Origin of the sequence: Flavobacterium collinsii (assembly GCF_946903285.1) — a bacterium.
Taxonomy (GTDB): Bacteria; Bacteroidota; Bacteroidia; order Flavobacteriales; family Flavobacteriaceae; genus Flavobacterium; species Flavobacterium collinsii.
In genome coordinates, this window is sequence record NZ_OX336425.1 from 2,038,070 (window position 1) to 2,050,435 (window position 12,366).

Sequence of the window (12,366 nt, forward strand, 5' to 3'; positions counted from 1 at the left end):
GCTTTACGCTTTTCTACTGCTGAATTAATATTTGTTTTTGCTTTAAGCTTTAGGCTTTAGGCTTTAGGCTTTTTTGGAAGCTTAGGGCTTATTGCTTACAGCCTACGGCTTAATTAGTATTTGCTTTAATTTGTAAATTTTGCTTTTTATATTATTGATTTTCTCGATTAGATTTTCTGCAACTTCATTGTTCAGATATTGCAGGTCTTTAATTAAAATCAAAAGATATTCGGTTTCATTTGCAGAACCCAAAGCTATGTTGAGAAATTGATTGAACTCTTTGTCGCTATTTCTTCCACATCCTTCACTAATATTAGTTGGAATTGATGAAGAGGCTCTTCTTATTTGACTTGTTAATCCATAAAGTTCTTCTTTTGGAAAAGTAGAAGTTATTTTATAAATCTCTAAGGTGAAAGAATGACTTAGCTGCCAAATGTCATATTTTTTAAAATCTCTCATTTTTTTGTAGCTTTAAGCTTTAGGCAATATGCTTTAAGCTTTCTGAAAAGCCTACAGCTTAAAGCTTATAGCTTACAACAATTTAGATAATTGCAAGGATATCATCCTCACGCATAATCAAATAATCAGTTCCTTCCAGTTTTAATTCTGTTCCTGCGTATTTACCATAAAGAACAGTATCGCCCACTTTTACAGTCATTGTATGATCTTTTGATCCGTTTCCTACTGCAACTACAGTTCCTTTTTGTGGTTTTTCTTTGGCAGTATCTGGAATAAAGATTCCTGATGCAGTTTTAGTTTCAGCTGCAACAGGCTCAATAAGTACGCGGTCTGAAAGCGGTTTTATGTTTAAAGCCATGATTTTATTATATTATTAGGTTATACGTTTTTTAATGTTCTAGAAACTTTCAGAAACTGTGCCATGCTCATAAAACTGACATTATTTCTTAAAAAAAATGCCAGCTTTGACAGGCTGGCATTTTATATTGATATTGCAAATTATTATTTTGCTGCAGGTGTTGCCGGAGCAGGTGTTTGTTGAGCTGGAGCAGCTGGTGTAGCAGCAGGCGCTTCAGTTTTTTCAATAATTTTAGACTCACCGTCACTTAATGATCCTGTGAAACTTAAGCTTGAAAGCAAAATTAAAGCAATCAAAATAGTAGCCAATGTCCAAGTACTTTTGTCTAAAAAGTCAGTTGTTTTTTGTACCCCACCTAACATTTGAGTTCCGCTAATTGTAGAAGACAATCCGCCTCCTTTAGGGTTTTGTACCATGATTACTACGATCAATAGAAAGCAAACTATTGTGATTAAAACTAAAAAAATTGAAAATGTGCTCATTGTTTAAATATTATTGTTATTTTGTTGTAAAATCTTTATATCCGAAATACGGTCTGCAAAGAAACTAATTTTTTCTGGATATTTCAAAATTAATATTTCATATGCTTGTATTGCTTTTGTATATTTTTTTTGTTCTAAATATACTCTGGCTAAAGTCTCTGTCATTAAGTAAGAATTATCTTCTTTGTTTAAGTCAGATTGAACTGTTTGCGTTATTGCAGTCTGTTTGATAGGAGAGATTTTCGGATTGGTTTCGATGAATTTATCGATTAATTCCGCTTTTTTCTTTTTCTCTTCGTCAATTGTTTCAGTTTCAATTTTTGATTCGGTTACTTTTTCAGCCTGTTTTATTTCGGGTGAAGTTTCTTCAGTTCTGTCAATAGGTTCCGTTCTGGATAATTGCAGCCATTCTTGAAAAGAATGTTTTTCATTAACAGAAAAATCAAAAGGCTGTCCTATTTCCAGATTTTCTTCTGCAACTTTTACACTCTCCGGAACTTCAACTTCTTTTAGTTCTTCAACTGCTTTAGGCTGTTCAGGAACAACTGTTGTTGCTTCTTTTATAGAATTTAAAATCGATTGCTCAATTGGATTAATTTTTACTTCCGGAATTTCTTCCTCTACGATTTCATCGAAAAAGGTTGGTGTTGGTTCTTTAGCCGGTGGTAATATAGGTTGTTCTATCGCTAAATTTGCTTCTGGCTGTTCCGTTTTTATGGGTTCTTCTACAGTTATTGGAGCGGCTTTTATAGGAGTGACAGAAACGGGTTGTTCGACAACAACTTCAACAGGTTTTTCTTCTGTTTTTACGGGTTCTTCAAAAGTTACTGCTGCGATTTCTTTTACAGCATCTAGAATAGATTGCTCAATGAAGGGTTTTACAGGTTCTTCTTCTATTTTTATCGGTTTTTCAAAAGTTACTGTTGCGGCTTCTTTTATAGAGTCCAGAATAGATTGTTCGATTGGATCAATTCTGATCTCAGTTGTTTTTTTTATTTCTTCAAATGAAACAATTTCACTGTCAAAAACTTTAATTTCCAGTAGGTCTCTTAGTTTTTTGTCGTAATATTCGCTTTGAATAGAGGTAAAAGCCTCAGAAGTAATAAAATCAAATAAAACGGTACGATCCGTAGTATGTGCTGCCGTAACTTTTAGGGCATAATTATACTTAAAGCTGTTTTGATCGTAAAGTCCTTTCAAGCGCAATGCTCTTGCGCTTTGAAAATATGGGAACTCATTCAAAACACTTCCTAATGCATCTGCCTGCTTTTCTGTAATTGCATCAGGCTTGTTCATTAAGTAGGTATAATCCGTTACATTCATTTATTCTTTTGTTTAATCGGTTAACTGTTTAATCGTTTTAATTGTTTTAATTGTTTGACTGTTTAATCGGTTGAACGGTTAAAGTTTTTAACGATTAAACAAATAAGTAAACTACCATTTTGCTAATGACTCATTGAAAATATCTTGGGTGATTCTTTCAAAAATAACCTGTAATGCTGTATTCAGAGTGCTTCCGGTAGGCAGTCCCTGTCCTTCGAAATCATAGTAGAATTCAAATGTTCTTTCGAAATCATCTTTTTCTTTCTTTTTGTTTGTGAATCTAACATTTACACGAACAGTCAAACGGTTTTGAGAAGCTCCCTGATTGGCAGTTGCTGTCATTGGAGTAGTTCTGTAATCTATAATTTCTCCTTCGTAAACTAAATCTCCACTATTGCTGACTAAGTTTAAATTGGTTTGATTTTGAATCAAATCCTGTAACGTTAAGGTAAAAGTTCTGTCGATTCCCGGTTCAATTAAATCAGCATTATTCTGAAAAAAGTTAACCTGAAAAGTTTTGGCATCGATGTTTCCTGTTCCCGTAAAGTTGTAAACCGAACAACCGCTTAACAGGAACAAGCTCATTAAGGCTAGTAAAGAATATATTTTTTTCATAATATCAATTGGGGTAAAATCCAATGTTTTAAATTCCAAATCTCAAATTCCAATTTTGGGGAAACTCTATTTTTTTCAAATATAACAATTTGGATTTGAGCGCTGGCGAACTGGCGAAGCAATTTGGAGTTTATTTTTTAGATTCAGTTTTTAAACTTGGAATTTAATATTTATTTGTTATAAATCGAATTGTTTAATTTTTCTGTACAAAGTTCGTTCGGAAATTCCTAATTCATCCGCCGCAGCTTTTCGTTTCCCTTTGTTTTTTTCTAATGACTTTTTGATCATTTCGATTTCTTTCTGTTCCAAACGTAAAACCTCTTCTTCTTCGATGGTTTCTGCAAACAAATAATTGTCATCCTGCATTTGATAATTTTCTTCGCGTGCAGTAGGGGTCATTACAGCGGTTCTTGGTTCTTCTTCAAAATCAATTTCGCTTTCGTTTTCCTGAGAACCGTATATTTTCTGAATTAAATTCGGATTGATATCCTGCACTTTCGTGCCATTTTTCATTAATTCTAAAGTAAGTTTCTTTAAATCATTCAGGTCACTTTTCATATCAAAAAGTACCTTGTACAAGATGTCTCTTTCGGTACTGAAATCACTTTCCTTTTTGTTTTCGTTAATAACAGAAGGTAAGTTACTTCCTTCGGTTGGCAAATATGATTGTAAAGTAGCTAATGAAATATCACGATTGGTTTCCAGAACCGAAATCTGTTCTGCCACATTTCGCAATTGACGAATGTTTCCGTTCCATCTGAACTTTTGAAGAAGCTGTACAGCATCATCGTCCAGCTTTAATGGAGGCATTTTGTATTTGTGTGCAAAGTCGGCTACAAATTTTCTAAACAATAAATGAATGTCATCGTTTCTTTCACGCAATGGAGGTAAAGTAATCTCTACGGTCGTCAAACGATAGTATAAATCCTCACGGAACTTTCCTTTTTCGATTGCATTGAACAAATTGACGTTTGTAGCGGCTACAATTCGAACATTGGTTTTTTGAACCTGTGATGAACCTACTTTGATAAATTCGCCATTTTCAAGTACACGAAGCAAACGAACCTGGGTGGTTAAAGGTAATTCTCCAACTTCATCCAGGAAAATAGTTCCGCCATCGGCTACTTCAAAATAACCTTCACGTGTGCTTGTAGCACCTGTAAAAGCTCCTTTTTCGTGACCAAAAAGCTCACTGTCGATTGTTCCCTCCGGAATTGCTCCGCAGTTTACAGCAATATATTTTCCGTGTTTTCTGTGTGAAAGCGAATGGATGATTCTTGGAATATTTTCTTTACCTACACCACTTTCCCCGGTTACCATTACCGAAATATCAGTAGGCGCAACCTGAATGGCTTTCTCAATAGCGCGATTTAGTTTAGGATCGTTTCCGATAATCTCAAATCGCTGTTTTATTGCTTGAACTGTTTCCATGTATGTTTTTGTTTCAAGTTTTATTTGTTTCAGGTTTCAGTCTATTGAATAGATTAGAGTGTTAAAACCACAAATAATATTTTTATCATTTGCCACGAATTTCACAAATTTTCACGAATTTTTTGAAATCGGGTTAATGAATAACTCTTTTATGTTGTAGTGACTTTTTATTAAAGTTAACAATAATTCCTAAATCACTATCAGCTAGTCTTAAATAATTAATTGTTTGAGCTGTGTATTCGTCTATAATATCTTTTGATGCTTTTACTTCTAAAATAATTTCATCATAAATAACAAAATCAGCATAGAACTTATGTACTAAAACAATGTCTTTGTATTTAATGCTATATTCTTTTTCACGTTGAAAGGGAATATTGTGTTTTTTAAATTCATATTCTAAAGCATCTTTGTAAACAATTTCAAGCAGGCCTCCGCCAAGGATTCTATGAATTTCCATACAGATGCCAACTATTTTAAAATATTCTTCCTTTCTATATTCTTCCATCTTTGTCTTTTTATACAAACATATTGAATTATTAATTAAAGTAAGAAAATTAGTGTAAATCAGTAAGATTTGTGGCTAAAAAAACTTTAATTCATTGCACTCAATCCAACCGCTTTACCTTTTAAAGTTCCACTAGTACAGCTTGTGATTTTTACGTTTACAAAATCTCCGATTTTATAATTTTCTTTAGGGAAAACTACCGTAATACTTTGTGAATTTCTTCCTGAGAATTCTTCAGTTGATTTTTTAGAGACTTTCTCGACTAAGACTTCAACCGTTTGTCCTACGAATTCTTCACTGCGAAACCAGGCATGCTTTTGTTGTAAGTCGACAATTTCCTGTAATCTTCTGGCTTTGGTTTCTTCAGCAACATCATCTTCCATTTTTCTTCCGGCCAAAGTTCCCGGACGCTCAGAGTAGGAGTACATATAACCAAAATTATACTTCACATATTCCATCAAACTCATGGTGTCCTGATGATCTTGTTCAGTTTCTGTAGGAAAACCGGCGATCATATCTTGTGAAATCGATGCGTTCGGAATAATTGCTCTGATTTTATCAATCAAAGTCATGTATTCTTCACGAGTGTGCAAACGATTCATTTCTTTTAAAATTCTGTTACTTCCCGATTGAACCGGTAAGTGAATGTGTTTGCAAATATTAGGATGTTTCGCAATAACGTGCAATACACTTTCATGCATGTCCTGCGGATTAGATGTCGAAAAACGGATACGCATTTTTGGAAAACCGACGGCTACCATCTCCAGTAATTGATCGAAATCAACTGCTGTTGCTTTCTGCATTTCAGAAGCATTTACGAAATCCTTTTTTAAGCCGCCGCCGTACCAAAGGTAACTGTCGACATTTTGACCTAATAACGTAATTTCTTTAAAGCCTTTGTCCCATAAATCCTGAATTTCATTCATGATACTCTGAGGTTCACGACTGCGTTCACGCCCGCGTGTAAAAGGTACAACGCAAAACGTGCACATATTGTCACAGCCACGGGTGATGGAAACCAGAGCAGTAATTCCGTTACTCATTAAGCGAACGGGTGAAATGTCTCCGTAAGTTTCTTCTTTTGATAAAATTACATTGATGGCATCGCGTCCTTCCTCAACTTCTGCTAATAAATTCGGAAGATCTTTGTAGGCATCAGGTCCAACAACAAGATCAACTATCTTTTCTTCCTCTAAAAACTGACTTTTTAAACGCTCGGCCATACAGCCCAAAACGCCTACTTTCATTTTCGGATTGATACGTTTTACCGCATTATATTTTTCCAGACGCTTGCGAATAGTTTGTTCTGCCTTATCTCGAATCGAGCAGGTATTTACCAAAACTAAATCAGCGTCTTCAAGAGTTTGTGTAGTGTTAAAACCGTTTTCAGATAAGATGGAAGCTACAATTTCACTGTCCGAAAAATTCATCGCACAACCGTAACTTTCAATAAAAAGTTTTTTAGTATTCTCAGGTTTATTTTCCAAAACGAGGCTTTCGCCTTGTTTGCTTTCCTCAATAATCTTTTCCATTGTATAATTTCAAAGTGCAAAGATAAGGTAAATGCCGTGAATCTGACAAGATGGCAGAGAAAAGATTTTAGATTTATGATTTTGTAATTTGTGGGATGTGACCTGTGAGTTGTGAGCTGTACTTTGTGATCTAAAATCTGAAATCAACAATATAAAATCTACACCTATATATGTATGAAGAGAGATTACAGATAAATCTGCAATTTTAGGAAACATAATACTAAAATAACTCAAAAATGAGTTCGCGGGGCAGATATTTAAAAAAAATAGATACTTTTGTTGCAGAAAAATAGAGCAATGGCAAAGAATTTAGTAATAGTGGAGTCACCTGCAAAGGCGAAAACGATAGAGAAATTTTTGGGAAGTGATTTTCAGGTAGAGTCAAGTTATGGGCACATAGCCGACTTACCATCAAAGGAAATAGGGGTGGATGTTGAGAATGGTTTTAAACCTAAATATGAAGTTTCTCCGGATAAAAAAGCCCTGGTAAGTAAACTGAAAACACTATCTAAGAATGCCGAAATGGTTTGGTTAGCGAGCGATGAGGACCGCGAGGGGGAGGCTATTTCATGGCACCTGGCGGAAGAATTGAAACTAGATACTAAAAAAACGAAAAGAATTGTTTTTCACGAAATTACTAAGACTGCAATTCTTAAAGCAATCGATAATCCGAGAGAAATTGATTATAATCTGGTAAACGCACAACAGGCACGTCGTGTTTTGGATCGTTTGGTAGGTTACGAATTGTCTCCGGTATTGTGGAGAAAAATTAAAGGAGGTTTATCCGCAGGTCGTGTACAATCTGTTTCTGTACGTTTGATTGTAGAGCGTGAACGTGAAATTCAAAACTTTAATGCAGTTGCAACTTATTCTATCGTTGCAGAATTTGTAAATGAGGCTGGTAAAGCTTTTAAAGCGAAATTGCCAAAGAACTTCAATACTAAAAAAGAAGCCGAAGATTTTTTAAATAAAAACATCGGATCTCAATATCAGGTAGCCGATTTAGAAACTAAACCTACCAAAAAATCACCAACAGCACCTTTTACAACTTCAACGCTGCAACAGGAAGCAGCAAGAAAATTGTATTTACCGGTTGGAATCACCATGCAGTTAGCACAACGTTTGTACGAAGCCGGATTGATCACTTATATGAGAACCGATAGTGTGAACCTTTCTACTGAAGCGATGAATGCTGCTGAAGCTGAAATTATAAAATCATACGGAAAAGAATTTTCTAAGCCGAGAACTTTTGCGAACAAGAATAAAGGAGCACAAGAGGCGCATGAGGCTATTCGTCCTACTGATATGTCACGTCACACTGTGAACATCGATCGTGATCAGGCTCGTTTGTATGATTTGATCTGGAAGAGAACCCTGGCTTCACAAATGAGTGATGCACAATTGGAAAGAACAAATGTAAAAATCGAGGCGAACAATCACGATGAAATTTTTACAGCTTCCGGAGAAGTTTTACTTTTTGAAGGATTCTTAAAAGTGTACCTGGAAGGACACGATGATGATGAAGAAGAACAGGAAGGAATGTTGCCGGCCTTAAAAGTAAACGAAAAATTAGCGAACAACTATATTACTGCAACCGAAAGGTATTCAAGACCTCCGGCACGTTATACAGAAGCTTCCTTGGTAAAAAAATTAGAGGAATTAGGAATTGGACGCCCGTCTACCTATGCACCAACAATTTCTACCATCATTAACAGAAATTATGTTGAAAAGGGAACTCTGGAAGGTCAGGAGCGTAATTATACCCAATTGACATTACAAAATAGTAAAGTTGGAGAGAAATTATTAAAAGAAAATACAGGTTCGGATAAAGGGAAATTAGTTCCAACAGATATCGGAACAATTGTTACTGATTTCTTAGTGAAAAATTTTGGAAACATTCTGGATTATAATTTTACAGCAAAAGTAGAGCAGGATTTTGATGAAATTGCTGAAGGAAATATCGATTGGGCTACCATGATGCAGGAGTTTTACAATAAATTTCACCCAAATGTAAAAGAAGTTGAGGCTAATGCTGAACGTGAAAGTGGGGAGAGAATTTTAGGAAAAGATGCTGACGGAAGACAAGTTTCAGTTCGTTTAGGAAAATTTGGTCCAATGGCTCAGATTGGAGAAGCGGATGATGAGGATAAAAAGTTTGCCAGCTTAATGGCAGATCAGAATATTGGAAGTATTACACTGGAAGATGCTTTGAATTTGTTTTTACTTCCTAAAAGTTTAGGAGAGTATAAAGGAGAAGAAGTTGAAGTGAATAATGGTCGCTATGGTCCTTATGTACGTCACGGAAGTGTTTTTATTTCGTTACCAAGAGGAGAAGATCCTCTAAGTCTTTCTAAAGAGAGAGCTCAGGAATTGATCGATGAAAAAGCACTTGCTGATGCGCCAATTGCGGTGTATAAAGGAGAGTCGGTTCAAAAAGGAGTTGGTCGTTTTGGTCCGTTTATCAAATGGAATGGTCTTTTTGTAAATGTGAGTAAGAAATATAATTTTGATAATTTATCTCAGGCAGATATTGAAGAATTGATTGAAGATAAATTGCAAAAGAATATCGATAAAGTACTTCATAATTGGGAAGAAGAAGGGATTTTGGTTGAAAAAGCCCGTTGGGGTCGCTCTGTGATTACAAAGGGGAAAATCAAAATTGAATTGAGTAAAGATGTTGATGCTACAAAATTAACATTGGCCGAAGTTCAGGAAATGATCGCAAAAAAAACACCGGCTAAAAAGACTCCGGCTAAAAAAACAACAACAGCAAAGAAAGCTCCGGCTAAAAAACCGGCTGCAAAAAAGAAATAAAGAATGGAATTTGATTTTTTAGAACCGGTTAACGAAGGAATTTTAAAATTCATTAGTTCGTTGTCTTCACAAGAGCTGGGTAGTAAAATAGTTTTGCATACTCAAGATCAGTTTCCGGATATTAGCAAAATAACTATTGCAATCATAGGTGTTTTGGAAGACCGTCGCAATGACGATGCTGTGAATGTGGTTAATTTGAATGCGGTTCGTAAAAGACTTTATAGCATGTTTCCTGGTAACTGGGATGCTTCGATTGCGGATTTGGGAGATATTCTCGCAGGTGATTCTGTTGCGGATACTTATTTTGCTTTGAAAAAAGTGACTTCTGCCTTAATAAAGAATAAAGTAATTCCTATAGTCGTTGGGGGTTCACAGGATTTGACTTATGCTTTGTATCGTGCTTATGATGATTTGGAGCAAATGGTAAACATGGTTGCAGTGGATAATAAGTTTGATTTTGGTAAAGAAAACGAAACGGTTTCGGCTAATTCTTATTTGACCCAAATTATTATCGATGAACCTAACAATCTTTTTAACTACTGTAATATAGGTTATCAAACCTATTACAATTCACAGGAAGAAATTGATCTGATCGAAAAGCTATTCTTTGATGCGTATCGTTTAGGTGAGATTTCAAATAATATTGCATTGGCAGAGCCTGTTTTCAGGGATGCTGATTTGGTTAGTATTGATTTGAATTCGGTAAAATCATCAGCTTCAGGGAACATGATTTCATTTGAGCCAAACGGTTTCAACGGAAAAGAAATATGTTCATTAGCCAGATATGCCGGAATTAGTGATAAAGTTTCCTGCTTTGGAATTTTTAATCATAATAGTACAGCACCAGAATCGGCTATTATTGCACAAATAGTGTGGTATTTTATCGAAGGATATCACTACCGATCGAAGGAATACCCTTTTGGTAGTAGAGCAACGTATTTAAAATATATTGTTCCTCTGGAAGATGAAGAGTTGATTTTTTATAAAAGTGACAAAACGGACCGTTGGTGGATCGAAATTCCGTTCGAATCAAATGGCCACAATAAATTAAAAAGAAATACGTTATTACCGTGTTCATACGACGAGTATCTTTCTGCTTGCAATCAGGAATTGCCGGAAAGATGGTGGAAAGCACAACGAAAAAATGCGTTGTAAAATGAAATTTCAGCAGAAATCTTAATTTTTTAGTGCTTTAAGAATACTGTTAAATGATATTAGTAGGAAAATAAACGCAAGGCTTTTAAAAATGCGTTTTACGTCGATTTTTTGTGTTAGTTTATCGATGAAATATTTTTTTTTTATTTTATTTAACATTATTTTTGAACGGTAAAATAAATTTCGCAACTAGTATTGTTTTTTAGATAAATAATAAATACGTTTACGGACTTATAATAATGAATAGATAATCCCAAATTTATATGAAGAAGTTTATTGCATTTGCAACAATGTTAACACTGGTAATTGGCTGTGGTAAGTCAGGTGACAAAGGTGAGTTAGTTGGTGTTACAGGAGGTAAATGGCATCCTGAGAAGCCTTATGGAATGGCATTAGTTCCTGGTGGATCTTTTATTATGGGTAAATCAGATGCTGATTTAGCTAATGTGGAGGATGCTCCTACTAGAACGGTAACAGTTCGTGCATTTTATATGGATGAAACTGAGATCACCAATAGTGAGTACCGTCAATTTGTAGAGTGGGTAAAAGATTCTACAATGAGAGTTCGTTTAGCAATCTTGGCTGATATGACCGGGCAAAAACCTGCTGGAGACTCTAAAGGTAAAAAAGGCGGCAGTATTGCTGATTATGCATTTAATGATTCAGATCCGGAGAAAATGACGGCTTATGATAAATATATGTATGATAACTACTATAGCGTAGGAACGAAAGATGATCCGTATGCAGGTAGAAAATTAAACAAAAAAGTTAAGTTAATTAAAGATACAAAAGCTTACCCGGACGAGTATTATACTGAGGTAATGGATTCTATGTACTTACCAATTGAAGAGTCTTACAATGGCTTAAGAACAATTGATGTAAACAAATTGAAATTCCGTTATTCTTGGATGGACATTCAGGCTGCAGCAAAAGCTAAAGTTGGAAAAAGAAAAGACTTCGTTAAAACAGAGCAAGTAAGTGTATATCCTGATACAACAGTTTGGATTAAAGATTTTGCTTATTCTTATAATGAGCCAATGCATAATGATTATTTCTGGCATAAAGCTTATGGAGACTATCCGGTAGTGGGTGTAACCTGGAAACAGGCAAAAGCATTCTGTGCATGGAGAACTTTGAACAAAAACAGTTATATTAAATCTAAGAAAAAAGGACGTGACTTAGTAAATTCTTTCAGATTGCCAACAGAGGCAGAGTGGGAGTATGCTGCAAGAGGGGGTCTGGAATCAGCTACTTATCCTTGGGGAGGTCCTTACACTAAGAGCGACAGAGGTTGTTTCTTAGCAAACTTCAAACCAAGTAGAGGAGATTATGCTGCCGATGAGGCGTTATATACAGTTGAAGCTAAATCTTACGAAGTTAATGGTTATGGTTTATATAACATGGCCGGAAACGTTTCTGAGTGGACCGATTCAGCTTATAATCCAAATGCATACGAATATGTTTCTACAATGAATCCAAACGTAATTGACGGAAACAATCAAAGAAAAGTTGTTCGTGGAGGTTCTTGGAAAGACGTTGCTTATTTCCTACAGGTAAGTACACGTGATCACGAATATGCTGATTCTGCAAGAAGTTATATTGGTTTCAGAACTGTACAAGATTACATGGGAACTCAGGCAACAGGAAGCGGAAAAAAAAGAAAGTAAATAATTAAAATCAAATTCAATAACC

The 12,366-nt window shown here is 35.2% G+C and carries 11 protein-coding genes; 3 read left to right on the forward strand and 8 right to left on the reverse strand.

Translation table 11 applies throughout. The annotated features are described in order from the left end of the window. Nucleotides 1-102 precede the first annotated feature (102 nt). The 8 genes from OGZ34_RS08945 to miaB all read right to left on the reverse strand — a co-directional run bounded on the left by OGZ34_RS08945 (nucleotide 103) and on the right by miaB (nucleotide 6,705). The gene (locus OGZ34_RS08945) at nucleotides 103-459 is read right to left on the reverse strand and encodes a four helix bundle protein (RefSeq protein WP_263362801.1); all 357 of its coding nucleotides are present in this window, start codon (nucleotides 457-459) and stop codon (nucleotides 103-105) included. An 82-nt stretch (nucleotides 460-541) separates the two neighbouring features. Then, the gene (locus OGZ34_RS08950) at nucleotides 542-817 is read right to left on the reverse strand and encodes a co-chaperone GroES (RefSeq protein WP_012023920.1); all 276 of its coding nucleotides are present in this window, start codon (nucleotides 815-817) and stop codon (nucleotides 542-544) included. Between the two features lie 143 nt (nucleotides 818-960). After that, a complete protein-coding gene (gene secG / locus OGZ34_RS08955) occupies nucleotides 961-1,299 on the reverse strand; it encodes a preprotein translocase subunit SecG (protein ID WP_173967688.1) in 339 nt (112 codons plus the stop codon). A gap of 3 nt (nucleotides 1,300-1,302) precedes the next feature. Beyond that, nucleotides 1,303-2,622 (reverse strand): tetratricopeptide repeat protein, encoded by a 1,320-nt coding sequence (locus tag OGZ34_RS08960; RefSeq protein ID WP_263362802.1) that lies wholly within the window; start codon nucleotides 2,620-2,622, stop codon nucleotides 1,303-1,305. 111 nt (nucleotides 2,623-2,733) lie between these two features. Further along, nucleotides 2,734-3,237 carry an LptE family protein gene (locus OGZ34_RS08965; RefSeq protein WP_263362803.1) on the reverse strand — a complete coding sequence of 168 codons (504 nt, stop codon included), beginning with the start codon at nucleotides 3,235-3,237 and terminating at the stop codon, nucleotides 2,734-2,736. Nucleotides 3,238-3,414: 177 nt separating this feature from the next. After that, entirely contained in the window at nucleotides 3,415-4,668 is a 1,254-nt protein-coding gene (locus OGZ34_RS08970; protein ID WP_173967691.1) for a sigma-54 interaction domain-containing protein, read from the reverse strand. A 133-nt stretch (nucleotides 4,669-4,801) separates the two neighbouring features. Continuing rightward, complete coding sequence (locus tag OGZ34_RS08975; protein WP_263362804.1) at nucleotides 4,802-5,173, reverse strand: GxxExxY protein; 372 nt, start codon at nucleotides 5,171-5,173, stop codon at nucleotides 4,802-4,804. A gap of 86 nt (nucleotides 5,174-5,259) precedes the next feature. Continuing rightward, complete coding sequence (miaB, locus tag OGZ34_RS08980) at nucleotides 5,260-6,705, reverse strand: tRNA (N6-isopentenyl adenosine(37)-C2)-methylthiotransferase MiaB (protein WP_263362805.1); 1,446 nt, start codon at nucleotides 6,703-6,705, stop codon at nucleotides 5,260-5,262. 297 nt (nucleotides 6,706-7,002) lie between these two features. On the opposite strand from miaB, the gene topA reads away from it, so the two are divergent. The 3 genes from topA to porK all read left to right on the forward strand — a co-directional run bounded on the left by topA (nucleotide 7,003) and on the right by porK (nucleotide 12,341). Next, entirely contained in the window at nucleotides 7,003-9,519 is a 2,517-nt protein-coding gene (gene topA / locus OGZ34_RS08985; RefSeq protein WP_173967694.1) for a type I DNA topoisomerase, read from the forward strand. 3 nt (nucleotides 9,520-9,522) lie between these two features. Then, the gene (locus OGZ34_RS08990; RefSeq protein WP_173967695.1) at nucleotides 9,523-10,674 is read left to right on the forward strand and encodes a formimidoylglutamase; all 1,152 of its coding nucleotides are present in this window, start codon (nucleotides 9,523-9,525) and stop codon (nucleotides 10,672-10,674) included. 263 nt (nucleotides 10,675-10,937) lie between these two features. Next, nucleotides 10,938-12,341 (forward strand): T9SS ring complex lipoprotein PorK/GldK, encoded by a 1,404-nt coding sequence (gene porK, locus OGZ34_RS08995; protein WP_173967696.1) that lies wholly within the window; start codon nucleotides 10,938-10,940, stop codon nucleotides 12,339-12,341. Nucleotides 12,342-12,366: the final 25 nt, after the last annotated feature.